Source organism: Microbacterium sp. NPDC056736, from assembly GCF_042790415.1.
Classification (GTDB): Bacteria; Actinomycetota; Actinomycetes; order Actinomycetales; family Microbacteriaceae; genus Microbacterium.
The window spans coordinates 460,482-483,671 of record NZ_JBHTZE010000002.1 but is presented as its reverse complement, the minus strand read 5'-3'; the positions used below and the strand labels follow the sequence as shown (position 1 = coordinate 483,671).

General features: G+C 72.4%; 21 protein-coding genes and 1 tRNA gene. 18 read left to right on the top strand and 4 right to left on the bottom strand.

Features of this window, described 5'->3' with window-relative positions:
- Window positions 1-44 precede the first annotated feature (44 nt).
- From ACFRAL_RS06815 to ACFRAL_RS06755, 13 genes are all read left to right on the top strand, one after another.
- On the top strand, window positions 45-269 hold the full coding sequence (locus ACFRAL_RS06815) for a hypothetical protein (RefSeq protein ID WP_336397025.1): 225 nt from the start codon (window positions 45-47) through the stop codon (window positions 267-269).
- A gap of 9 nt (window positions 270-278) precedes the next feature.
- Window positions 279-875 carry a nicotinate-nucleotide adenylyltransferase gene (gene nadD / locus ACFRAL_RS06810; protein WP_336397026.1) on the top strand — a complete coding sequence of 199 codons (597 nt, stop codon included), beginning with the start codon at window positions 279-281 and terminating at the stop codon, window positions 873-875.
- Complete coding sequence (locus ACFRAL_RS06805; RefSeq protein ID WP_378881059.1) at window positions 872-2,062, top strand: hypothetical protein; 1,191 nt, start codon at window positions 872-874, stop codon at window positions 2,060-2,062. The genes nadD and ACFRAL_RS06805 overlap by 4 nt, the downstream gene beginning before the upstream one ends.
- Window positions 2,062-2,442, top strand: a complete 381-nt coding sequence (rsfS, locus tag ACFRAL_RS06800; RefSeq protein WP_378881056.1) for a ribosome silencing factor — start codon at window positions 2,062-2,064, stop codon at window positions 2,440-2,442. The genes ACFRAL_RS06805 and rsfS overlap by 1 nt, the downstream gene beginning before the upstream one ends.
- A 69-nt stretch (window positions 2,443-2,511) precedes the next feature.
- A tRNA-Ala gene (locus tag ACFRAL_RS06795) sits at window positions 2,512-2,587 on the top strand.
- 129 nt (window positions 2,588-2,716) lie between these two features.
- Window positions 2,717-3,844, top strand: a complete 1,128-nt coding sequence (locus tag ACFRAL_RS06790; protein ID WP_378881054.1) for an outer membrane lipoprotein carrier protein LolA — start codon at window positions 2,717-2,719, stop codon at window positions 3,842-3,844.
- Window positions 3,845-3,854: 10 nt separating this feature from the next.
- Complete coding sequence (locus ACFRAL_RS06785; protein ID WP_378881051.1) at window positions 3,855-4,838, top strand: ABC transporter ATP-binding protein; 984 nt, start codon at window positions 3,855-3,857, stop codon at window positions 4,836-4,838.
- Window positions 4,825-5,682, top strand: coding sequence for an ABC transporter permease (locus ACFRAL_RS06780; RefSeq protein ID WP_378881048.1), 858 nt, complete (start codon window positions 4,825-4,827; stop codon window positions 5,680-5,682). Before ACFRAL_RS06785 ends, ACFRAL_RS06780 begins: the two co-directional genes overlap by 14 nt.
- Window positions 5,683-5,776: 94 nt before the next feature.
- The gene (locus ACFRAL_RS06775) at window positions 5,777-6,268 is read left to right on the top strand and encodes a VOC family protein (RefSeq protein ID WP_378881045.1); all 492 of its coding nucleotides are present in this window, start codon (window positions 5,777-5,779) and stop codon (window positions 6,266-6,268) included.
- A complete protein-coding gene (locus ACFRAL_RS06770) occupies window positions 6,265-7,404 on the top strand; it encodes a PQQ-dependent sugar dehydrogenase (protein ID WP_378881043.1) in 1,140 nt (379 codons plus the stop codon). Before ACFRAL_RS06775 ends, ACFRAL_RS06770 begins: the two co-directional genes overlap by 4 nt.
- A 39-nt stretch (window positions 7,405-7,443) precedes the next feature.
- Window positions 7,444-8,529, top strand: a complete 1,086-nt coding sequence (locus tag ACFRAL_RS06765) for a putative zinc-binding metallopeptidase (RefSeq protein ID WP_378881040.1) — start codon at window positions 7,444-7,446, stop codon at window positions 8,527-8,529.
- A complete protein-coding gene (locus ACFRAL_RS06760) occupies window positions 8,526-10,205 on the top strand; it encodes an acyl-CoA dehydrogenase family protein (protein ID WP_378881037.1) in 1,680 nt (559 codons plus the stop codon). Before ACFRAL_RS06765 ends, ACFRAL_RS06760 begins: the two co-directional genes overlap by 4 nt.
- Before the next feature lie 27 nt (window positions 10,206-10,232).
- Window positions 10,233-11,444 (top strand): glycoside hydrolase family 3 N-terminal domain-containing protein, encoded by a 1,212-nt coding sequence (locus ACFRAL_RS06755; RefSeq protein ID WP_378881034.1) that lies wholly within the window; start codon window positions 10,233-10,235, stop codon window positions 11,442-11,444.
- 1 nt (window position 11,445) lies between these two features.
- Here ACFRAL_RS06755 and ACFRAL_RS06750 read toward each other — a convergent pair whose 3' ends face one another.
- From ACFRAL_RS06750 to ACFRAL_RS06735, 4 genes are read right to left on the bottom strand one after another with little or no spacing between them, the layout of a single operon-like run.
- Complete coding sequence (locus ACFRAL_RS06750) at window positions 11,446-12,318, bottom strand: 3-methyladenine DNA glycosylase (RefSeq protein ID WP_336397062.1); 873 nt, start codon at window positions 12,316-12,318, stop codon at window positions 11,446-11,448.
- A 43-nt stretch (window positions 12,319-12,361) separates the two neighbouring features.
- Window positions 12,362-13,069 (bottom strand): SOS response-associated peptidase, encoded by a 708-nt coding sequence (locus ACFRAL_RS06745; protein ID WP_378881031.1) that lies wholly within the window; start codon window positions 13,067-13,069, stop codon window positions 12,362-12,364.
- A gap of 41 nt (window positions 13,070-13,110) precedes the next feature.
- Complete coding sequence (locus ACFRAL_RS06740) at window positions 13,111-14,166, bottom strand: phosphatase domain-containing protein (RefSeq protein WP_336397064.1); 1,056 nt, start codon at window positions 14,164-14,166, stop codon at window positions 13,111-13,113.
- A gap of 4 nt (window positions 14,167-14,170) precedes the next feature.
- Window positions 14,171-14,848: a DedA family protein gene (locus ACFRAL_RS06735; protein WP_336397065.1), complete on the bottom strand. Its 678-nt coding sequence runs from the start codon at window positions 14,846-14,848 to the stop codon at window positions 14,171-14,173.
- A gap of 42 nt (window positions 14,849-14,890) precedes the next feature.
- On the opposite strand from ACFRAL_RS06735, the gene pabB reads away from it, so the two are divergent.
- From pabB to holA, 5 genes are all read left to right on the top strand, one after another.
- A complete protein-coding gene (gene pabB / locus ACFRAL_RS06730) occupies window positions 14,891-16,201 on the top strand; it encodes an aminodeoxychorismate synthase component I (protein WP_378881027.1) in 1,311 nt (436 codons plus the stop codon).
- A gap of 92 nt (window positions 16,202-16,293) precedes the next feature.
- Complete coding sequence (gene leuS / locus ACFRAL_RS06725; protein ID WP_378881024.1) at window positions 16,294-18,864, top strand: leucine--tRNA ligase; 2,571 nt, start codon at window positions 16,294-16,296, stop codon at window positions 18,862-18,864.
- Window positions 18,865-18,954: 90 nt separating this feature from the next.
- Complete coding sequence (locus tag ACFRAL_RS06720) at window positions 18,955-19,575, top strand: helix-hairpin-helix domain-containing protein (protein ID WP_378881021.1); 621 nt, start codon at window positions 18,955-18,957, stop codon at window positions 19,573-19,575.
- A complete protein-coding gene (locus ACFRAL_RS06715; RefSeq protein WP_378881018.1) occupies window positions 19,572-21,986 on the top strand; it encodes a ComEC/Rec2 family competence protein in 2,415 nt (804 codons plus the stop codon). The genes ACFRAL_RS06720 and ACFRAL_RS06715 overlap by 4 nt, the downstream gene beginning before the upstream one ends.
- A 57-nt stretch (window positions 21,987-22,043) precedes the next feature.
- Window positions 22,044-23,081, top strand: a complete 1,038-nt coding sequence (gene holA, locus ACFRAL_RS06710; RefSeq protein ID WP_378881015.1) for a DNA polymerase III subunit delta — start codon at window positions 22,044-22,046, stop codon at window positions 23,079-23,081.
- The last annotated feature ends 109 nt before the right edge of the window (window positions 23,082-23,190 follow it).

Genomic DNA, 23,190 nt, shown 5'->3' with positions numbered 1-23,190 from the left:
TGGTCCAGTCCTGCGCCCCAGAGGCGAACTCGAACGGAGCCCGAATGACACTCGCCACGATCATCGCCCTCGCCGCCGAAGAGGCCGAGCACCACGGAAACGTCGCTCTCGAGACGGTCTGGTACGGCATCGTCGCGGTCATCGTCTTCGCCGCGCTGGCACTCGTGACGCTGTCGTACCGCAACGTGGCCAACCGTCACTCCCACAAGGCCGAGGCGTACGCCCGGGCCCACGCCGACGACCTCCAGCGAGCGGGGCACGGCCACTGAGGCTGCCCCATGACGGCGACGGCGGCCCCGCGGATCGGGGTCATGGGCGGGACGTTCGACCCGATCCATCACGGTCACCTCGTCGCCGCCAGCGAGGTGGCGCAGTGGTTCGATCTCGATGAGGTCGTCTTCGTGCCCACGGGCGAGCCATGGCACAAGGCCGACGTCTCGCCGTCCGAGCATCGCTATCTGATGACCGTCATCGCGACGGCATCCAATCCCCGCTTCACGGTCAGTCGCGTCGACATCGACCGCGAAGGAACCACGTACACCATCGACACGCTCCGCGATCTGAAGGCCCAGCGCCCCGACGCGGAGCTGTTCTTCATCACCGGTGCCGACGCCATAGCGCAAATTCTCAGTTGGAGAGACCATGATGAACTGTGGGACCTCGCCCACTTCGTCGCGGTGTCCAGGCCCGGACACGTTCTGAACACGGACGGTCTGCCCAGCGACGACGTCAGCCAGCTCGAGATCCCCGCCCTCGCCATCTCATCGACGGACTGCCGCGATCGGGTTCAGCGGGGACACCCCGTGTGGTACCTCGTTCCCGACGGGGTCGTCCAATACATTGCGAAGCACCACCTCTACCGGAGCAAGGAATGAGCACACCCGAGCACCCGGCGACACCAGCCCTCACGCGCAAGCAGATCCGCGAGCTGCGCAACACGGGATCCACCCCCGTGATCAGCGGAACCCCGGCGTCGGCCGACGACGTCACCGAGACCTCCGAGACCGAGGCGCCTGCCGACGCCGCGCCCGTCGCGCCGCCGGCCGCTGCGCCGTTCCCGCGTCCTGCCGCGCCGGTCGACGTGCCCCCGCCCCCGGTCGCGGACTCCGCGGTGGATCTCGGCGTCTCGCCGTTGACCCGACGGCAGGCCCGTCAGCAGGAGCGCATCCGCACCGCATCCGTCCCCGTCATCACGCCGGAGATCGTCGCGGCGCACGCCGCAGGCGTCCCCGCACCCGCCCCCAGCCTGCCTGCAGCGCCCGTGGCCGCCGCGCCGGACGCCGCGACGCAGGAGTCCGGGCGTCCGCTCTTCACCGCCCCGGACGACGCGTCGCAGGTATCCACCGACAGCGGCGTGCATTCGCTGTTCGGCCTCTCGCGCGAGAGCGAGCCGGCGGCTCCCGCAGCCGGCCGCGATCAGGGCGCTTCGGCGTCGGCCAGCGTGGCGCCGGTACTCGCTCCCGAGCGCACCGCCCGGACGGACGAGGACGAGGCCTCCGCCGACGCGTCCTCCGACCCGGACGAGGATGAGTCGCGCGAGGAGGAGCAGCCGAAGTCGGTCGTCAGCCCTCACCTCGGTGCGAGCCTCCTCGACGCCGACCCCGTCGCCGGCACGCCACAGGCCGTGGAGTTCCCGCCGTCGTTCGATCAGCTGCTTTCGCGGACCACGGGGGCGACGGTCATCCCGAACACCCTCATCGTCTCGCAGGCGCCCGAGGTGTCGCCGCTGGTGGCGCCCGTCACCGCGACCGGCGAGGTCATCGTGACCGGAACCTTCAACCTGCCCGAGGGACTGGGCTCGACCGGGCACGCGAAGGGGACCGCGGACGGCAAGGAGATCGACGCGACCCTCATCGACGGCGAGCTGCCGCGCCACTCCTCGCCGACGCCCATCGCCGCCAGCGCCGCGGTCAGCACCTCCAAGATGCCGGGCGAGGTCATCAAGCCGCCGGCACCGGAGAAGGGCGGCAAGCTCATGATGTCGCTGGCGATCACGGCGGGCGTCCTCGCCCTCGCGCTGGTGGGCGTCCTCATCCTCGCGTTCGTGACGGGAGTCTTCTGATGGTCGCGAGTGCGCAGTCGCACGACATGCTCCGGATCGCCGCGGCCGCGGCGGACGCGAAGGGCGGCGAGGATCTCATCGCCCTCGACGTGTCCGAGCCGCTTCCGCTCGTCGACATCTTCCTCCTCGTCACCGGTCGCAGCGAGCGCAACGTCGCGGCCATCGCCGACGAGATCGAGGACAAGCTGCTCGAGGCCGGCTACAAGCGACTGCGCCGCGAGGGACGCCAGGAGTCGCGCTGGGTGCTCATCGACCTCGGCGACCTCGTCGTGCACGTCTTCCACGAGCAGGAGCGCGTCTACTACGGCCTGGAGCGGCTGTGGAAGGACTGCCCGGTGGTGCCGGTGACCCTTCCCGCTCGTGCGGCCGCGGAGGAGTGACGGTGGTTCGGAGCACCCCGAGCGGTGTTGTAAGCTAGACGAGTTGCCCCGCGAGAGCGGGGAACGTCAGGGCCTGTGGCGCAGCTGGTAGCGCACCTGCATGGCATGCAGGGGGTCAGGGGTTCGAGTCCCCTCAGGTCCACCAAAACTCCCGGTAAAGCACCGAGTCTTCGTTCCCTCATCAGGGATCGACAGTGGTTCGCAGTGGTCTTCTGGACCCTGAGCGTTCACCGTGATCCGGGACGGGATGCCGCCACCGGCGTAGCCTTGCCGCATGAGCAGTCCGCGCCGTGTGCTCGACCGTCGTCCCGTCGCGTGGGTAGCGGCGATCGCCGCACCGATCGTGGTGGGCGCCGCGGTGCTCGTGCCGATGGCAGCCAGCGGAGCGGTCGATCTGCCCGACAAGTCCGTCGCGGAACTGATCGCGTTCGCGAGCGCCAGTGAGGTCGATGCGCTCAGCGGCACGATCGAGCAGTCGTCCGAGCTCGGACTGCCGGACCTGGCCGGGTTGACCGGCGGACCACGGGAGCGCGACGACGGGCCGCGCGCGGCAGAGGTCGACGACCTGATCGCCCTGGTCACCGGCTCGCACACGGCGAACGTCTACCTCGACGGCGATCAGGCGCGCCTGCAGGTGCTCGACCAGCTCGGCGAGCGCAACGTCTACGTCGACCACGACGCGGGGGAGGCCTGGTTCGTCGACAGCGAGTCGCAGACCGCCACGAGGCTCGCCCTTCCGGCGGGCGCGTCACCCGGTGCGGGCGATGCCGGCCGCGCCCTGCCGACTCCCGACCGGATGCTCGACGAGGCGCTGGCCCGGCTCGACGCCACCACCGAGGTGACGGTGGGAACCGACGCGCGTGTGGCCGGGCGCGAGGTGTACGAGCTCCTCATCGTGCCGCGCACGGAGGACACCCTCGTCGGCGAGGTGCGCTTCGCCATCGACGGCCAGAACGGCGCTGCGCTCGCGGCATCCGTCACCGCGCGGGGCGCGAGTGCGCCCGCCTTCGAGATCGCGTTCACGCGCATCGACTTCTCGGCTCCGGCCCCCGACACCTTCGCCTTCGAGCCCGGCGCCGACATGGTCGTGGTGGAGAAGGACCTCACCCGGCCGGATGACGCCGAGCACGAGGGGGACGCAGAGAAGGGGGATGCCGCCCCCGCGGTCATCGGAGAGGGCTGGGCGACAGTGGTCGCGCTGACCGCGGCCGATGGCTCGGGCGTGCCGCAGGCGCTCGAGCCTGCTCAGCTCGCGATGCTGGAGAGAGTCACCACCGCCGTCGAGGGCGGCCGCGCCCTGCAGACCTCGCTGGTCAGCGTCCTGTTCACGGACGACGGTCGCGTGCTGGCGGGCGCCGTGCCCGCTGCGCGTCTCGTCGAAGCCGCCCGGACCGGCCGCTGACGGACCGCCGGTGACGATCCCGACCCCGGTGCGCCCGACCGAGGGGGCCGAGCCGGCCATCGTGACCACCGGCCTCACGAAGCGATTCGGTGCGCAGACCGCCGTCGACGCCATCGACCTCGCGGTGCCCCGCGGGTCGGTCTACGGGTTCCTCGGGCCGAACGGGTCGGGCAAGACCACGACGATCCGGATGCTGCTGGGACTGCTGAGGCCGACGGGCGGTGCGGCGCGCGTCCTGGGCGCCCCGATGCCCCGGTCACTGGACACCGTCCTTCCCCGCGTGGGAGCGCTCGTCGAGGGCCCCGCGTTCTCGCCCTTCCTCACCGGGGAGCAGAACCTGACCCGCTTCGATGCCGCGGACCGTCATTCGCCGAGCCGCACGCGCACGGCGCGGGTGGCGGCGGCGCTCGAGCGCGTCGGCCTCGCGCACGCCGCGAGGAAGAAGGCGCACGCCTACTCGCTCGGCATGAAGCAGCGCCTCGGGCTCGCCAACGCACTGCTGATGCCGCGAGAGCTGCTCGTGCTCGACGAACCCACCAACGGGCTCGATCCGCAGGGCACCCGCGAGGTCCGGTCCCTCATCCGCTCCTTCGCCGCCGACGGCACGACGGTGTTCGTGTCGAGCCACCTGCTCGCCGAGGTCGAGCAGCTGTGCACCCACGTCGGAGTGATGAGCGGCGGACGGCTCGTGGCCCAGGGCACCCTCGACGACTTCCGCCGCCGCGGCGGACCCACCCGCGTCCGCGTCCGCACCCCCGACGTCGACGCGGCCCGGGCGGTGCTCGCATCGATGAAGATCCGCCCCGACGCGCAGGATGGGGCATCCGATCATGATCTGGTGACCGGGATGCTGTACGACAGCGTCCCCCCGGAGGCGCTGGTGGCCGCGCTCGTCGCGGCAGACGTGCGCGTGCGAGGGTTCGACGTGGTGGGCGAGACTCTCGAGCAGCGGTTCGTCGAGCTGACCGGCGAGGGCTTCGATGTCGTCGCGTAACGTCGCGACGGCCACACCCCGCGCCGGATCGGGGACGTTGCAGCTGTTCGGCAACGAGCTGTCCACCCAGTTCCGGCGCCGGCGCACGTGGGCGATGCTGGCCGCTCTCGCGCTCATCCCGATCCTGCTGGGGGTCGCGATCCGGCTCGTGGGCGGATCGAGCCCTGGTCGCGGACCGGCGTTCCTCGATCAGATCACCGGCAACGGGCTCTTCGTCTCGCTGGCGGCGCTGACGGTCGCGATCCCGCTCTTCCTCCCCCTCACCGTGAGCGTCGCGTCGGGCGATGCGATCGCCGGCGAAGCGAGCCACGGCACGCTTCGCTATCTGCTCATCGCCCCGGCCGGACGCGTGCGCCTCCTCCTCGTGAAGTACCTCGCTGCGGTGGCGTTCTGCCTCTCGGCGACGCTCACGGTGATCGCGATCGGAGCGCTGGTGGGGTGGATCCTCTTCCCCGTCGGGCCGGTCACGCTGATCACCGGGACTCAGGTGTCGGTCGGCGAGGGCCTGCTGCGTCTTCTCGCCGTGGGCGCCTACGTGTCGGTGTCGCTGTGCGGACTGGCGGCGATCGGACTGTTCCTCTCGACGCTCACCACCGTGCCCATCGGAGCGATGGCGGCGACGGCGATCCTGGCGGTCGCCGCCCAGATCGTCGGTGCGATCCCGCAGCTCGACGCCGTGCACCCGTGGCTCTTCACCGACCGGTGGCTGGACTTCGGCGACCTGCTGCGCTCGCCGATCGCCTGGGACTCGTTCGCAGGCAACGCGCTGCTGCAGGGCGGCTACATCCTCGTGTTCGGGTTCGCCGCGCTCACCAGGTTCACCACGAAGGACGTCCTCTCGTAGGACCATGAGCAGGCCGCCCGACCGGCCGGCCCTTCCCCTTCCCGGGATGCGCCGGCCATTGCGCGAGGGGGCCGCGTCGGCGAGGGTGGGACGCATGAGCGGCGTGACTCCCTTCCTCTGGTTCGACGACTCGGCGGAGGAGGCGGTCAGCTTCTACACCGCGCTCATCCCGGACTCCGAGATCGTCTCGCTGGGCCGGTATCCCGACGAGGTGCCCGGCATGGGCGGCAAGGTGATGCACGTCCACTTCCGATTGGCGGGCCGGGACTACTACGGCATGGATGCGGGTCCGCAGTTCCCCTTCACCGAGGCCGTCTCGCTGTACGTCTCGTGCGCCGACCAGGCCGAGGTCGACCGGTACTGGGACGCGCTGACCGCCGACGGCGGCCAGGAGCAGCCCTGCGGGTGGCTGAAGGACCGTTGGGGACTGTCGTGGCAGATCATCCCGGATCGCCTCGTCGAACTTATCCGTCATCCCGACGCCGACATCGCACACCGTGCCGTTCAGGCGATGCTCCGGATGCGGCGCATCGACCTCGCGGCACTCGAGGCCGCCGTGGCGGACACCGCCGTGGGCGACGGATGACGTCACCCGCCCGCGCGGCGGCGGCCGCATGCCTCGTGCTCGCACTCCTCGCGGCATCCGGTTGCACCTCCCGCCCACAGGGCGGGGCGCCGACGTCGCAGGCCCCCACGCTCGGGCCGAGCCCTGCCGCCGAAGTCGGCACACGGTGGCGCGCCGGCTCGGCGACCGGCACGCTGGCATCCGGCCTCGACGCGCCCTGGTCGGTGGTCCCGCTCCCGAACGGTGGAGCCCTCATCTCCCAGCGCGGGGACGGGACCGTGCTCGAGCTCACGGCACACGGCGATCTGCGTCTCGCGGGGACGATCCCGGGCGTGGTCTCCGGAGGCGAGTCGGGCTTGCACGGCCTGGCTCTGCGGGAGGCGGGGGAGACCACGCTGCTGTACGCGTACTTCGGCGCGGCGGAGGACAACCGGGTGGTCCGGATGCCGTTGCAGGGGGAGGCCGGGGCATACGCCCTCGGTCCGGCGGAGGTCGTCGTCGAGGGCATACCGCGCGCGAGCACGCACGACGGCGGTCGCCTCGCGTTCGGCCCGGACGGTTACCTGTACGTCACGACGGGCGACGCGCAGCGGTCCGATGCCGCGCAGGATCCGGACGCCCTCGGCGGGAAGATCCTTCGGGTCACGCCGGACGGCGACCCGGCGCCCGGCAACCCCTGGGGCAACGCGGTCTACTCGATGGGACACCGCAACGTGCAGGGCATCGCCTGGACCTCCGACGGCACGCTGTGGGCGAGCGAGTTCGGCCAGAACACCTGGGACGAGCTGAACCGCATCGACGCCGGCGCGAACTACGGATGGCCGGTCGTCGAAGGCGTGGGCGGGCGGGCGGAGTTCGTGGATCCGGTCGTCACATGGGCGACGAGCGAGGCGAGCCCCAGCGGAATCGCCGCGTATGGCGACACCGTCTTCGTCGCGGGTCTGCGCGGCGAGCGGCTGTGGCAGATCGACACACGGGACGGCGAGGCCGTGGGGAGCCCGGTCGCCGCTCTCGACCGCGCGCACGGCCGGCTCCGCGACGTCATCGCGCTGCCGGACGCCTCGCTCTGGGTGCTCACGGGCAACACCGACGGCCGCGGAACGCCGCGAGAGGGCGATGACCTCCTGCTCCGCATCCCGCTGACACCGGCGACCTGACGCGGGCCGTCTGCTGTCGCGGCGCGCTACGGTGAGAGCGTGAGCTCGCAGCCCCGCTGTCCGCATTGCCGCCATTTCGTCTACCTCGACACGCTGCAGTGCCCCAACTGCGAAGGGGAGATCGCGTACCACCTGCTGACGCGCGAGTTCTACGGCATCCGTCACGGTCAGGTCGTCATCGACGGCGCCACCTGGTACACGTGCTCCAATCGCGACTGGGCGTGCAACTGGCTGGTGTGGGAGAACGCACCCGCCGGGCGCTGCTTCTCGTGCCGCCTGACGCGCCGCCGGCCCGCGGCGGACGACACCGTCGCCCTGGACAAGCTGGCCAAGACGGAAGAGGCCAAGCGCCGGCTGCTTCTGCAGCTGGCCGACCTCGGCCTGCCCATCGTGGGGTGGGACGTGCGTGAGGGCGGCCTCGGCTTCGACCTCATCTCCAGTCTCTCCGACGGCAAGCCGGTGACGATCGGACACGCGAACGGCATCATCACGATCGACCTGGCGGAGAGTCTGGACGACCGGCGCGAGGCCCTGCGGGTACGGCTCGGCGAGCCGTACCGCACGATCCTCGGCCACCTCCGCCACGAGGTGGGCCACTACTTCCAGAACGTGCTCCTGACCGACGACGAGCTGTGGGCGCGCTCTCGCGAGCTGTTCGGCGATGAGCGCACGAGCTACCGCGAAGCGCTCACCCGCTACTACCAGGTGGGCGCGCCGGCCGGCTGGCAGGAGTCCTTCATCTCGGAGTACGCGACGATGCACCCCTGGGAGGACTTCGCCGAGACCTTCGCCCACTATCTGCACATCACCGGCACCCTGCAGACGGCTGCGATCATCTCCATCCGCCTGGACGCGGCGGTGACCAATCTGCGCGACACCGACGTCGTTCCGCTCGTCTCCTACGAGCGCGAGCCGATCCAGCGCCTGCTGACGGACTGGGAATGGCTCTCGCAGAGCTTCAACCGCATCAACCGGTCGATGGGCTTCGGCGACCTGTACCCGTTCACGATCGTCACGCCCGTGCGGCACAAGCTGGCGTTCGTGCACGACATCGTCACGCGGGCACCGCTGACGCCGGAGCAGCAGTATGCGCTGGCCCTGCCGGTGGAGAGCGAACGGGCATGACCTCGCTCGGGCGCGGTGATCGGGTGATCGGGCAGGCGACGCACCACGTCGAGAATCAGCCGCCGTGGCGCGTCGACGTGAACGAGTACGACCTGAACGTCCCGCTCGGCGAGGCGGTGCGGACCTTCGGGGCGGGCTGGGCCGAGGACGACCTCCTCGAGGCCGGACGGCTCGTCGGATCGGCGTCGTTCCAGCGCGATGCGCAGCTGGCCGAGGTGCATCCGCCCGCCTCGCACGCGCACGATCGCTGGGGCTTCCGGCTGGACGAGGTCGAGTACGACCCGTCCTACCACCGGGTGATCGGCGAGGCGATCGCGCGCGGCGCGCACACCTCGGCGTGGGCGGATCCGCGGCAGGGCGCGCACGTCGCACGGGCGGCGATGTTCATGCTGTTCGCGCAGGTGGAGCCGGGGCACGCCTGCCCGGTGTCGATGACCCACGCCGCCGCGGCGTCGCTGCAGGACGCGGGGTGGATCTCGGACGAATGGCTGCCCAGGCTCCTCTCACGCGAGTACGAGCCGCGCCTCGTCGTCGAGGGCGGGAAGCGCAGCGCGCTGATGGGCATGGCCATGACCGAGAAGCAGGGCGGCTCGGACGTGCGCGCCGGCACCACGGTCGGCGAATCGATGGGCGGCCGGGCGTACCAGCTGACCGGGCACAAGTGGTTCTGCTCGGCGCCGATGTCGGATGCCTTCCTCGTCCTGGCTCACACGCGGAACGGCGGCACCGACGAGGGACTGTCGTGCCTCTTCGTCCCGCGGATCCTTCCCCACGGCATGCGCAACGTCTTGCGCATCCAGCGGCTGAAGGACAAGCTCGGGAACCGCTCGAACGCGTCCGCCGAGATCGAGCTCGACGGGACCGTCGGATTCCTGGTCGGCGAAGCCGGCAGGGGCGTCCGCGCGATCATCGAGATGGTGCAGCGCACCCGGCTGGACTGCGTGCTGGGCACGGCCGCCGGGATGCGGCAGTCGCTGGCCGAGGCGCTGTGGCACACGCGTGGCCGCCGCGCGTTCGGCGCGCTGCTGGTGGACCAGCCGGCGATGACGGCGGTGCTCGCCGACCTCGCGCTCGAGTACGAGGCGGCGATGCTCTCCGGCCTGCGTCTGGCGCAGCTGTTCGAGTCCGGGGCGTCCGACCGGGACGTCGCGCTGCGGCGGCTGGCGACCCCGGTGTCGAAGTACTGGGTGTGCAAGCGCGGTCCGCAGCACGCCTACGAGGCACTGGAGTGCCTCGGCGGCAACGGCTACACCGAGTCCTTCCCGCTGGCCCGCCGATACCGCGAGCAGCCGGTGATGGCGATCTGGGAGGGCTCCGGCAATGTGATCGCCCTGGACGTCCTCCGAGCGCTGACACGCGACCGCGACTCGGGCGAGGCGTTCGCCGACGAGCTCGCCGGCACGGCGGGGGCTTCGGCCGTCCTCGATCGGCACGTCGACCGCACGCTCTCGCTGCTGAGCCGGCTGTCGGGTGCCGCATCCGGCGACGCGGCGCCGCAGGCGCGGCGGATCAGCGAGGACCTCGCGCTGGCCTTCCAGGCCTCACTCATGCTCCGCCATGCTCCTTCGCGCGATGCCGAGGCGTTCATCGCCGCACGGCTGGGCGACGAGCGCCGCGCGCAGTACGGCGTGCTGCCGGTCGGGACGGATGCCGCTGCCGTCGTCGCGCGCCACTGACACCTCGACGCCGCTTAGGCTTGATGGATGACGGCAGCGGCGCGGGTGGGATGCTTCGCCGCGGTCGTCGCCGCCGCGGCGATCGCGTGCGCGTCCTGCGCTCCGGCGCCCACGCCCACCGCCTCGCCCACTCGCTCACCGTCCGCGGCCGCGACGCCCACGCCGTCGCCGTCGCCCGACGAGGCGGCGACGCCCGCTGAGAACGCGGTGGCGGCGATGACCCTGCGGGAGCGGGCTGCCAGTGTCGTGATGGGGCACATCCCCACGACAGACGCCGCGGCGCTGCACTCGTACATGTCGGAGACCGGCATCGGCGGCTTCATCCTCATGGGGGCCAACATGCCCGCCGACGAGGCCGCTCTGCAGGAGATCACCGCCGCCCTCACCGTCGATCCCGCGAACCCTCCGCTGATCGCGATCGACCAGGAGGGCGGGGACGTCTCGCGTCTTCCGTGGGACGACCTCCCCGCGCCGTACGAGCTGCAGCAGGCCGACCCGTCCGCGTCCGAGGCCGCCTATTCAGGCCGCGCGGCGCTTCTCGCCCAGAGCGGCATCACCGTGAACTTCGGCATCGTCGCCGATGTGTCGGCCGACCCTGCCTCGTTCATCCACCGGCGCGTGCTCGGCACGACGCCGGACTCGGGAGCCGCGAGGGTGGCCGCCGCGGTGAAGGGCGAGCAGGGCGTCGTGCTCTCCACCCTCAAGCACTTCCCGGGTCACGGCGCAGCTCCCGGCGACTCCCACGCATCGATCCCGTCGACGGGGATGACGCTCGATCAGTGGCGGGCCGCCGATGCGCTGCCGTTCGGCGCCGGTATCGACGCGGGGGCGGAGCTCCTCATGTACGGGCACCTCGCCTACACCGCGGTCGACGCGGCGCCGGCCAGCCTCTCCACCGAGTGGCACCGGATCGCGCGCGAGGAGCTCGGCTTCGACGGCGTCGCGATCACCGACGATCTCGGCATGCTGCAGGCCTCCGGCATCGACGTGTACGCAGACCCGGTCGCCAACGCCGTCGCCGCCCTGGCGGCGGGCAATGACATGGTGCTGACCGTCGTGTACTCGACGGCCGACACCGCGCCGCAGACGGTCGACGGCATCGTCGCAGCCGTGGAGTCGGGGGCTCTCCCCGCCGAGCGGCTCCAGGAGGCGGCGGAGCGCGTGACCGAGCTGCGCCTGGCCATCGCGGAGGCTGACGGCGGCGAGCTGCCGTGCACGACCTGCGAGCCGGCGGGCTGACTCAGCCCGCTGCGATCTCGAGCAGGCGGGCACGGATGATCGCGCCGCGCTCGGCGAACCCGCGCTGCTCGCGGACATACGCGGCCTTGCCCTCGGCGGTCTCGATGGGCACGGCGTCGTATCCCCAGTCGGCGAGGTCGTACGGGGATGCCCTCATGTCGAGCACCCGGATGTCGCGCGCGAGCTCGAAGGCGTCGAGCAGAAGCTCGCCGGGCACCAGCGGCCCCAGCTTGACGGCCCACTTGTAGAGATCCATTCCCGCGTGCAGGCATCCGGGCTGCTCGAGCTCCGCCTGCCGCTCGCGGGTCGGCGTCTCGCGATTGCGCGGGACGGCGGCCAGGGTGAAGAACCGGAAGGCGTCGAAGTGGGTGCAGCGCAGGTCGTGCGCATCGACCACGGCATCGGTGGCGTCCTGCCCGAGACGCAAGGGGACCGGATGCCGGTGCTCCGCCTGCCTGTAGACCATCGCCCATTCGTGGAGACCGAAGCAGCCGAACCCGGGTGCCCGGTACGCGGTGGCACGGAGGATCCGGGCGATGTTGCCCACGAGGGCCCCGCGCTCCGCGCGGAATCCCGCGCCGTCGACGGCGATCGCCCCGCGCGCGCTGCCGGGGCGGTACCAGCGCCACCGGGCACGGGCATCGGCTGCGGCATCCGCGAGCTCCACGCCCTCACCCGGATGCCAGCGGTGCAGCACGGCCGGCTTGTACGAGTAGTACGTGAAGAGGAAGTCCTCCACCGGGTGCGTCTCGCGGCGCTCCTGGCGCGCCCGGCGGGCGGCCGTCGAGGCCCGTGCCCGCGTCTCGTGCGCGGCCTCGCGCTCACGCCAGACCGCCGCCGGCAGCACGGGGGCGGAGGGCGGCGCGATGGTCACCGTTCGAGGATACGCGGGCTCGTACAGCCGCCGAGCCGGAGCGTCACACCGGCTCGATGAGCTCCGGCGCATCGTTGCGGACGTTGCCGACGGCGGTGGACACCTCGTGGTCGTCGAGCGTCTCGGCGAGGGCGGGAGCGGCGTCGATCGCGGCGTCGAGCACGTCCCGCACATTGTCGGTGGTGGGATCGAGCCACGCGTCGGCGTGATCCGGGTCGAGGAACAGCGGCATGCGGTCGTGGATCGAACCGAGCCGCCCGATGGCGTCGCGCGTGAGGATCGTGAAGCTCAGCAGCCAGCGATCGAGGTCGTCGTCGCCCTTCGTCTTGTCGCGCCACCACTCGTACAGGCCCGCGAGGAACAGCGGCTCGCCGTCGGCCGGGTGGATGTAGTGCGGGATCTTGACGCCGTCGACGTTCTTCCACTCGTAGTAGCCGGAGGTGGGCACCACTGCTCGGCGCTTCTCGAGCGCTCCGCGGAACATCGGCTTGTCTTCGAGCTCTTCGGCGCGCGCGTTGAAGGCCCGCGCCCCGATCTTGGTGTCTTTCGCCCACGACGGGACGAGCCCCCACCGCGCCGCCTCGAGCCGCCGGGTCGGCGGTTCGGTCTTGGCGGAGTCGAGCACGATCGCCACGCGGGAGGTCGGCGCCACGTTGTACGACGGCTCGGGGAGGTCATCGCCTTCGACGTCGACGCGCAGCACCCCGACGAGGTCGGAACCGGCACTTGCCACCACGAAGCGTCCGCACATGCGGCCAGCCTACGCGCGGCCGCCGACGTCGGCGCGGCCGCTCAGGCCTCGATCGTGCCGCCGCTGCCGAGGACGCCGACACCCTCCAGGCGCTCCAGCAGGCCGGCGCCGTCGTCGTCGCTCACCCAGGGCACGGATGCCGCGGCGTGGTCGTTGACGGCCGTGCGGCCACCGGCGAGCACGGCCTCGGCGGGGGAGAGGCGCCGGATCGCGACCGCCACCACCTGTGAGGGGTGCTCGTCGGTGAAGGTGGTGTAGATCTCGTCGTCGTGCTGGCCGTCGTCGCCGATCAGCAGCCACCGCACGTGCGGGAACTCGTCGGCCAGGCGCCGGAGGTTCGTGAGCTTGTGGGTCTTCCCGCTGCGGAACCACCGATCGTGGGTGGGACCCCAGTCGGTCAGCAGGAGCGACCCCGGAGGGAAGACGTGACGGCTCAGGAAGCGGATGAGCGTGGGCGCGATGTTCCAGGCGCCGGTCGAGAGGTAGATCAGCGGCGAGCCCGGGTTCTCGCGCACCACCCGCTCCATCAGCACCGCCATTCCGGGGACCGGCTGGCGGGCGTGCTCATTGACCACGAACGAGTTCCACGCCGCCAGCAGCGGGCGGGGCAGCGCCGTGACCATGACGGTGTCGTCGACGTCCGAGACGACTCCGAACTCCACGTCGGAGCCCACCACGAACGTGCGCGTCTCGACCGGCTCGCCGCCCTCGACCGACATCGTGAAGGTCTGCCAGCCCGGCTCGAGCTTCGCCGGAAGCCGCGTGTCGATGACGCCGCCGCGATCGGCGACGACCTCGTGGTCGACGCCGCCGATGGAGACCGTCACCTGCGCATAGCCGATCGGGACGGCGACGAAGCTGCGCCAGCCGCGGACGCCCGCGTACTCGCCGGACTCGGTCGTCTTCGCCGGCGGGGCGATCATGACCCGCCCGAGCACGCGCACCCAATCGGGCCCCGCATACCCCGGGAAGGGGGCCACCGTCGGCCTGTGGCCGCGTCGCCGGGCGCGTCGCTCCCGCCAGGCGTGGAAGCGATACTCCAGGCGAGCGAACCACAGCACGTTGGCGGGCTCGGACCGGGTATCGGTGGCAGACACTCCTTCAGTCTTCCATGTCCGCCACGGCGGCCTGGTCGGGACCGTCATGATCGAGGTGCTTCCGCTCGGCGCGCTCGATCACCTTCTTGCTGACGAAGACCAGGCCCAGGAACAGCACGATGACCCCGACGAAGATGTAGCCGGCGTAGTGCAGCTGATCGGCCAGCTCCCGGTACGTCCCCGCCGCGAGAGCGGCCACGGAGATGTACAGCGTGGACCAGATGACGCACGCGGGGATGGTCCACGCGAGGAAGCGCCGGTAGGGGAATCCGCTCATCCCCACCGTGAGCGGGACCAGCGAGTGGAGCACGGGCAGGAAGCGGGAGATGAAGATGGCGGGGCCGCCGCGACGCCGCAGATAGCGCTCGGAGCGGGCCCAGTTCTCCTCGCCGATGCGGCGCCCGAGCCGGGAATGCCGGATCTTGGGGCCGAGGAATCGTCCGAGCCAGAAGCCGATGCTCTCGCCGGCCAGCGCGCCGAGAACGACGGCGATCCCGAGCAGCACGCCTTCCAGGGGCGACGCCACGGCCGTCCCGGCGACGATGACGATGGTGTCGCCGGGCACGACGAGCCCGATGAGCACGCTGGTCTCGAGCATCACCGCGACACCGGCGAGGAGGGTCCTGACGAGGGGGTCGACGCTCTGGACGGCGTCGAGGAGCCACGTGAGGAACTCGTTCACGCCACGAGCCTAGAGCTCCGTCCGTCCCTCTAACCTGGGAACATGTCGGACCCTCTCGCCGCCGCGGACCTCGCGGAGTGGGTGGATCCGGCATCCGTCTTCTCCGCGCTGCTCGCCGATGCGGAGCACGCCTTCTGGCTGGATGCCGGGCCGGCGGCCGAAGCCGGCTGGAGCTTCATGGGCACGGGCACGCCTCAGGACGCCGCCGTCGTGCGCGCGACGGCGTGCGGCGGCGGCGAGGACGACGGCGACAGCCCGTTCCGCGGCGGCTGGGTGGGCTGGATCGGCTACGACGACGCCGCGGCCCGCGCCGGCGCCCCCGCCGTCCGCGACGACGACGCCGTGCCGAACGAGCGGTGGCTGCGGGTCGAGCGGCTCGTCGCCTTCGACCATGCCCGCCGGCGCGTCCGCGTGTTCGCGCCCCCGAGCGCGCTGACCGGGCTGGTCCAGGCCGTCGCCGCGGCGACGACCGGACCGGCGCCTGCGCCGACCGCACCCCTGGGACACGCCCGCTCGCGCCACACGCCGGACGAGTACGCGACTCTCATCGAGCGCTGCCGGGATGCGATCCGCGAGGGCGACGCCTACCAGCTGTGCCTGACGACGCGTTTCGAGGTCGAGGCATCCGTCGACCCGGTGCAGGTCTACCTGCGGCTGCGCGCTGCGACCCCCGCCCACCACGGCGGGTTCGTGCGCTCGGGCGACTCTGCGCTGCTGAGCGCGAGCCCGGAGCGCTTCCTCCAGGTGGAGCGCGGCGGCGAGGGCGTGGCGATCGTGCGGACCCGCCCCATCAAGGGCACCCGCCCGCGCGGCCGCGACGCCGCCGAGGACGCGGCGCTTCGGGCGGAGCTGCGCGGGAGCGAGAAGGAGCGCGCCGAGAACGTCATGATCGTCGACCTCATGCGCAACGACCTCTCGCGCGTGTGCGTGCCCGGCACGGTCGGCGTCGACGCGCTCCTGGAGGTGGAGTCGTATCCTGCCGTGCATCAGCTGGTCAGCACGGTGTCCGGTGCGCTCGTCCCCGGCACGACGCTCGCGGACCTGCTCGACGCGACGTTCCCCGCCGGGTCGATGACCGGTGCGCCGAAGCTCTCCGCCATGACGATCCTGCATCGGCTGGAGGCCGCGCCGCGCGGCGTGTTCTCGGGCTGCTTCGGGTGGGTCGGCGACGACGGCGCGCTGGATCTCGCGATGGTCATCCGATCGATCGTGGTGCGCCCGGACGGCGCGTACGTCGGCGCGGGCGGGGGGATCACATGGCGATCGGATGCCGCGGCCGAAGTCGCCGAGGTGGGCATCAAGGCGCGGGGGCCGCTGGCGGCGCTCGGCGCCGGACTGCCGCCCGGCTGGTGAGGGCGCCCTTCCGCTAACCTGGAAGACGCGCTTCGCGCGCTGAGCGCGTCTCAGCCCCTCCCATGATTGGTTCTTCCCCCGTGAGTCAGACCATGTCCTCCGACACCAGTGCGCCCGCAGAGGGCTACGACGCCTACGCCATCCAGCAGAAGTGGCAGGCGCGCTGGGCCGAGGCCGACCCCTTCCGTGCGGGCGGCGACGACGACACGCGGCCGCGCAAGTACGTGCTGGGCATGTTCCCGTATCCCTCGGGCGACCTGCACATGGGCCACGCCGAGAGCTACGCGTACGTCGACATCGTCGCGCGCTTCTGGCGCCACCGCGGCTACAACGTCCTGAACCCGATCGGCTGGGACTCGTTCGGGCTGCCCGCCGAGAACGCCGCCATCCAGCGCGGCGCCGACCCGCGCGAGTGGACCTACGCGAACATCGCGCAGCACAAGAAGAGCTTCCGGGAGTACGGCTCGTCGTACGACTGGAGCCGCATCCTGCACACCAGCGACCCGGAGTACTACCGGTGGAACCAGTGGCTGTTCCAGCGCCTGTACGAGCGCGGCCTGGCCTACCGCAAGGAGAGCCCGGTCAACTGGTGCCCCAACGACCAGACGGTCCTCGCCAACGAGCAGGTCGTCGACGGGCACTGCGAGCGGTGCGGCGCCGAGGTGATCAAGAAGAAGCTCACGCAGTGGTACTTCAAGATCACCGAGTACGCCGACCGCCTGCTCGACGACCTGAACCAGCTCGAGGGGTTCTGGCCGCAGAAGGTCATCCGCATGCAGCGGAACTGGATCGGCCGATCGGTCGGGGCCGACATCGACTTCGAGATCGAGGGTCGCGCCGAGAAGGTCACGGTCTTCTCCACCCGCCCCGACACGCTGCACGGCGCGACGTTCATGGTCGTCGCCCCTGACAGCGACCTGGCGGCGGAGCTCGCCGCGGGCTCGACCGCCGAGGTGCGCATGCGCTTCCAGGACTACCTCGAGACCGTGCAGCGCGAGACCGAGATCGAACGGCAGAACACCGACCGGCCGAAGACCGGCGTCTTCCTGGACCGCTTCGCGATCAATCCGGTCAACGGCGACCGCCTGCCCATCTGGGCCGCCGACTACGTGCTGGCCGACTACGGGCACGGCGCGGTCATGGCGGTGCCCGCCCACGACCAGCGCGACCTCGACTTCGCCCGAGCGTTCGACCTGCCCGTGAAGGTGGTCGTCGACACGACCGCGCCGATCACGGGCGCGATCCCCGTCATCGAGCTCGACGACGACGGCGTCCCGATCGACCCGGGCCCGGTGGACACCCTCGACGACATCGACCCCGCGCGCACCGGCATCGCGCTCACCGGCGACGGCCGCATGATCAACTCCGGCTCGCTCGACGGCCTGTCCAAGCGCAATGCCATCGCGCGGGTCATCGAGGAGCTGGACGCCGCGGGCACCGGCCGCGCCGCGAAGTCCTACCGCCTGCGCGACTGGCTGATCTCGCGCCAGCGCTTCTGGGGCACGCCCATCCCGATGATCCACACCGAGGACGGGCGCATCGTGCCGGTGCCGGACGACCAGCTGCCGCTGCGCCTCCCCGACGCGCAGGGCCTGGACCTCGCGCCCAAGGGCACCTCGCCGCTGGGCGGGGCCACGGAGTGGATGCAGACGACCGACCCCGAGACGGGGGAGCCCGCGCTGCGCGACCCCGACACGATGGACACGTTCGTCGACAGCTCGTGGTACTTCCTGCGGTTCCTGTCGCCGACGGACGACGCCGAGGCGTTCCCGCCGCGTGCCGCCGACCGGTGGGCTCCCGTCGACTCGTACATCGGCGGTGTCGAGCACGCCATCCTCCACCTGCTGTACGCGCGCTTCATCACGAAGGTCCTCTTCGACATGGGGCTCATCGAGTTCACGGAGCCGTTCTCGAGCCTCATCAACCAGGGCATGGTGCTGCTGGACGGCTCGAAGATGTCGAAGTCGAAGGGCAACCTCGTCGAGTTCGCCTCGAGCATGGTCGACCCCGGCGCCGACGCGGTGCGGATCGCGATCGCGTTCGCCGGTCCCGTCGAGGACGACATCAACTGGGAGGACGTGTCCACGACGGGCGCCCAGAAGTTCCTCGCGCGCGCCTGGCGCGTCGCCAAGGACGTCACGAGCGACCCCGATGTCGTCTGGGCCGAGGGCGACACCGCGCTCCGCCGCGTCACGCACCGACTGCTCGCGGATGCCCCCGGGCTGGTCGAGCAGACGAAGTTCAACGTCGTCGTCGCCCGCCTGATGGAGCTGGTCAACGCCACCCGCAAGACGATCGACACCGGCGCCGGCCCCGCCGACCCCGCCGTCCGCGAGGCCGCCGAGGCGACCGCGATGATCTTGGATCTGTTCGCCCCGCACACCGCCGAGGAGATGTGGCAGATCCTGGGCTACGAGGGCTTCGTCGGCCTCGTGCCGTGGCGCACGGCCGACCCGACGCTGCTGGTCGAAGAGAGCGTCACGGCGGTCGTGCAGATCGACGGGAAGGTGCGCGGAACCCTGCAGGTGCCCGCGCGCATCGAGGCCGCCGAGCTCGAGCGCCTCGCTCGGGCGGACGAGAAGGTCGTCCGTTCGCTGGCGGGTCGTGAGATCACGCGCGCGGTCGTGCGACCGCCGAAGGTCGTGAGCTTCAGCACGCACTGACGCTCCTCCCCAGGAGCGGACGGGCGCGCGGACTGCACAATCGCGTCCCGGGCGTCCCGGGCGGTCGCGGCGCACTCGTAGCGTGGGCGCGTGACAGCCGGTGCCCGTGACGACCCGGAGCGGGCGCCGGGTCCTGGCGCGCGGCGACGCTTCGGCGCGGGTGCCGTCGTGGTCATCGTGCTCGTGGCCCTCGCCGTCACCATCGCGATCGGCATCGTCCGCGGCGCGACGACTCCCGTCGACGAGGTGGCCGTCGACCCCTCGCCGGTCGCGACCCCCGGCGGGGGCGAAGAGCTGTTCGTCCACGTCTCGGGCGCCGTGCGGGAGCCCGGCCTGTACGTCCTCCCCGCCGGCGCCCGGGTGGTCGACGCGATCGCGGCCGCGGGCGGATTCGCCGACGACGCGGCGCGCGATGCGGTGAACCTCGCGCGGCCGATCGACGACGGCGAGCAGCTGCCCGTTCCGCGCCAGGGCGAGGCCGCGCCGCCCACGACGGCACCGCCGGGACAGGCGCCGGACGGCCGTGTGGACATCAACACCGCCGACGCGACGCTGCTCGAGACGCTGCCGCGAATCGGACCGGCCCTGGCGGAGCGGATCATCGCCTGGCGGGATGACAACGGCGGGTTCACCAGCGTCGAGGACCTGCTGGCCGTCCCGGGGATCGGCGACACCATGCTCGAGGCACTCCGCGACCTGGTGACGGTGTGACACGGCGTCTCCCGGCACTGCGCCTCCTCCCCGTCGCCGGCGCGACGTGGGCGGTCGCCGCGGCGGCGATCCTCGCTCCCGCGGCGGCGGGCTGGATCGCGTCGGTGTCCTGGGCGGTCGCCGTCGTCGCCGTCGCCGTCGTCGCGCGAGCGGGTCGCCGCGTCTCGAGCGGGCGCCTCTCCGCGGCTGCGGCGCCGATTCCGGCCGCCGGAGTCGCACCGAGGCTCGGGATGCCGCCCCGGACAGCACGCGTCGTCCTGGCGGTGATCGTGCTCGCCGCCGCGGCCGCGGGTACGACCGCCGCGCACGTGGCGGCGGCCTGGCCCGGGCGCCAAGCCGTCACGGAGCTGGCCCTGCAAGGCGGCCGGGCGGTCGACGTGCGGGCCGACGTGGTCGGCAAGGTCGAGCGGCGCGCCGGCACGCTCTCGTTCGCCGCGCGCGCCCGCAGCGTCAACGCCGGCAGCGAGACCCACCGCGTGGCGATCGACGTCACGGTACGCGTCGCTCCCGACGACGTGGACCGCCCGGACCTGCTCGATGTGGGCGCCGACGTCGAGGTCCACGGCACCGCGAGCACCGGCCGGGCGGGGGATCGCGCGGTCCTGGTGCTGTGGGCATCTCGCGGCGTGGAGGTCCTGCAGGCGGCGAACGGTGCCGCGGCGCTGACCGGCGACCTCCGGCGCGGCCTCGTCCGCGCCGTCGCGGATCTGCCGGGGGCGGGCGCCGGACTCGTGCCGGGGCTGGCCGTCGGCGACACGTCGATCGTCTCCCCGGAGCTCGACGCCGCCATGAAGGAGGCCTCCCTGTCACATCTGACCGCCGTCTCCGGCGCGAACTGCGCCCTCGTCGTGGGCATCGCGTTCGGCCTCGCGGCGGCGGCCGGCGCCTCCCGCGGGCTGCGGGTCGGCTGCGCGCTGGCGGTGCTGCTGGGCTTCGTCGTCCTGGTGACCCCCGAGCCGAGCGTCGTTCGCGCCGCGACCATGGCGGCGATCGCGATGCTCACCGTCCTCCTCGGCCGTCCCGGCGCCGGAATGGCGCTGCTGTGCCTCGCGGTGACGCTGCTCCTCGTCTTCGACCCGTGGCTGGCGGCATCCCTCGGATTCGGGCTCTCCGTCGCCGCGACCGGGTCGTTGCTGCTGTTCGCGCGCCCGCTTGCCTCCGGGCTGGCCCGCTGGGTACCCCGCCCGCTGGCGCTGGCGCTCGCGGTGCCGCTGGCGGCTCAGCTCGCCTGCGGCCCGTTGCTGATCCTGATCCAGCCCACGGTGCCGGTCTACGGGGTGGTGGCCAACCTGCTGGCAGGGCCGGCCGCGCCGGCGGCGACCGTGCTCGGCCTCGCCGCGTGCCTCAGCGCGCCCTTGCCGTTGCTGCAGTCGGGCCTCGCGGTGCTGGCATGGGTGCCGGCGTCCTGGATCGCGGCGACCGCGGTGACGATGTCGGAACTGCCCGCCGATCAGCTGCCGTGGCCCGAGGGCGTGCCCGGCGCCGTGGCGCTCGCGCTCGTCGGTCTCACGGTCGGCGCCGCGATCGCGCTTCCGCGCGCCGGCCCACCCGCGCTTCGCGCCGCGCGCGCCGGCGCGGCGGTCCTCGTGGCGACGGTGGTGGGGGCCGGACTCGGCACGGGCGCGCTGGCGACGGTCGCCGGGCGTCTGACCCTCCCCTCGGGGTGGGCGATGCTGGCGTGCGACGTCGGCCAGGGCGATGCCGTGCTGCTGCGCTCGGGCGGCGCCGTGGCGCTCGTCGACACCGGACCGGACCCCGGCGCCCTCGAGGCATGCCTGTCGCGCGCCGGAGTCGGACGCATCGAACTCCTCGTGCTGACGCACTTCGACCTCGACCACGCGGGCGGTCTCGACGCCGTGCAGGGGCGGGTGGGCACGGTGCTGCACGGCCCCACCGACGCCGCCGGGCACGCCGGGATCGCCGCCCTCGAAGCGGCGGGCGCCCGCGCCGTCGAGGCGTCCGCGGGGATGTCGGGGTCGCTCGGCGGGGCGCGGTGGCGGGTGCTCTGGCCGCGCGCCGACAGCCGCGCCTACCCGGCCGGCAACGACGCGAGCGTGGTGCTCGACGTGCGTGGCGGCGGCGTGCCGCCCACCCTGCTGCTCGGCGACCTGTCCGCGTCGCCGCAGCGCGCTCTCGTGGCATCCGCGACGCTGGACCCGCCGTACGTGATCGTCAAGGTCGCCCATCACGGCAGCGCGGATCAGGATGCCGCACTCTACGCCGCCGCGCGGCCCGCCGTCGCGGTGATCACGGTCGGGCTCGACAACGACTACGACCACCCGCGCCCCGAGCTCCTCGCGGTCCTCGCCGACGCCCGCGCACGCGTGGTGCGCACCGACGAGGACGGATCCGTCGCGCTGTGGGCGACGGCCGGGGGAGCGGTGGCGCTCTGGCGCGACCGGGGCGGCTGATCGCCCATCCGGGGGGGCGCCGCGGGTCGCGTCGGCGGTCGTCGGTAGGCTGAGGGGATGGCATCACCCGCGCGCCGATCACCGGCGAAGTCGGCGCGCAGCGCCATCCCTCAGCTGTCGTGGCGCACCCCGCAGCCGGCTCCCGTCGTGCTCGTGTCCGGCCCCGAGGAGGTCTGCGCCGAGCGCGCGATCGCCGGTGTCCGCGACTATCTGCGCGCAGAGGATCCGACGCTCGAAGTGTCCGACATCCGGGCCGACGACTACTCGGCGGGGTCTCTGCTGGGTGTGACGTCGCCGTCCCTGTTCGGCGAGCCGCGCCTGGTGCGGGTCAGCGGCGTCGAGAAGTGCTCCGACACCTTCCTCTCCGAAGCGCTCGCGTACCTCGCCGCCCCGCAGGACGGCGCCACGGTCGTGCTCCGGCACACCGGCGCGAGCGTGCGCGGGAAGAAGCTCCTCGACGCGATCCGGGCAGGCCAGGGCGCGGGGGTGGAGATCGCCTGCCCGGCGATCAAGCGGGACTCCGACAGGTTCGACTTCGCGGCGGGAGAGTTCCAGGCTGCGCGCAAGCGGATCGCCCCGGTCGCGCTGCGCGCGCTCGTGTCCGCGTTCGCCGACGACCTCACCGAGCTCGCCGCGGCGTGCCAGCAGCTCATCGCCGACGTCCCCGGCGACATCACCGAGCAGATCGTCGAGCGGTACTACGGCGGTCGGGTCGAGACCTCGGCCTTCACCGTCGCCGACACGGCCATCGCCGGGCGCTACGGCGAGGCGCTGATCGCGCTCCGGCACGCGCTGGCCTCGGGAGCCGACCCGGTCCCGCTGGTCGCCGCGGTCGCGATGAAGCTGAGGACCATGGCCAGGGTCGCGGGCAACCGCGAGCCCGCCGCGGCGCTCGCCGCGCGCCTGGGCATGAAGGACTGGCAGGTCGACCGCGCGCGCCGCGACCTGGTCGGGTGGAACGAAGAGAGCCTGGGCCGCGCGATCCAGGCGACGGCGCGCGCGGACGCCGAGGTCAAGGGCGGCTCGCGAGACCCGATCTTCGCGCTGGAGCGCATGATCACGGTCATCGCCACGCGCGCTCCCTACGGCTCCTGACCCCGCGGGTCCTCGCCGCTCGGGAGGGCGTCGCCGACACCGCCGGCGCCGTGGACATGCGAAAGGCCCGCCCCTCGCGGGACGGGCCTTCTCATGCGACGCGGACCTG

Excerpts from the sequence above, each read along its gene's own strand:
- ACFRAL_RS06805 (WP_378881059.1), top strand. The coding sequence starts at position 872 with ATGAGCACACCCGAGCACCCGGCGACACCAGCCCTCACGCGCAAGCAG.
- ACFRAL_RS06815 (WP_336397025.1), top strand. The coding sequence starts at position 45 with ATGACACTCGCCACGATCATCGCCCTCGCCGCCGAAGAGGCCGAGCAC.
- ACFRAL_RS06780 (WP_378881048.1), top strand. The coding sequence starts at position 4,825 with ATGTCGTCGCGTAACGTCGCGACGGCCACACCCCGCGCCGGATCGGGG.
- leuS (WP_378881024.1), top strand. The coding sequence starts at position 16,294 with ATGTCCTCCGACACCAGTGCGCCCGCAGAGGGCTACGACGCCTACGCC.
- ACFRAL_RS06760 (WP_378881037.1), top strand. The coding sequence starts at position 8,526 with ATGACCTCGCTCGGGCGCGGTGATCGGGTGATCGGGCAGGCGACGCAC.
- ACFRAL_RS06755 (WP_378881034.1), top strand. The coding sequence starts at position 10,233 with ATGACGGCAGCGGCGCGGGTGGGATGCTTCGCCGCGGTCGTCGCCGCC.
- rsfS (WP_378881056.1), top strand. The coding sequence starts at position 2,062 with ATGGTCGCGAGTGCGCAGTCGCACGACATGCTCCGGATCGCCGCGGCC.
- ACFRAL_RS06775 (WP_378881045.1), top strand. The coding sequence starts at position 5,777 with ATGAGCGGCGTGACTCCCTTCCTCTGGTTCGACGACTCGGCGGAGGAG.
- ACFRAL_RS06770 (WP_378881043.1), top strand. The coding sequence starts at position 6,265 with ATGACGTCACCCGCCCGCGCGGCGGCGGCCGCATGCCTCGTGCTCGCA.
- nadD (WP_336397026.1), top strand. The coding sequence starts at position 279 with ATGACGGCGACGGCGGCCCCGCGGATCGGGGTCATGGGCGGGACGTTC.
- ACFRAL_RS06745 (WP_378881031.1), bottom strand. The coding sequence starts at position 13,069 with ATGTGCGGACGCTTCGTGGTGGCAAGTGCCGGTTCCGACCTCGTCGGG.
- holA (WP_378881015.1), top strand. The coding sequence starts at position 22,044 with ATGGCATCACCCGCGCGCCGATCACCGGCGAAGTCGGCGCGCAGCGCC.
- ACFRAL_RS06790 (WP_378881054.1), top strand. The coding sequence starts at position 2,717 with ATGAGCAGTCCGCGCCGTGTGCTCGACCGTCGTCCCGTCGCGTGGGTA.
- pabB (WP_378881027.1), top strand. The coding sequence starts at position 14,891 with ATGTCGGACCCTCTCGCCGCCGCGGACCTCGCGGAGTGGGTGGATCCG.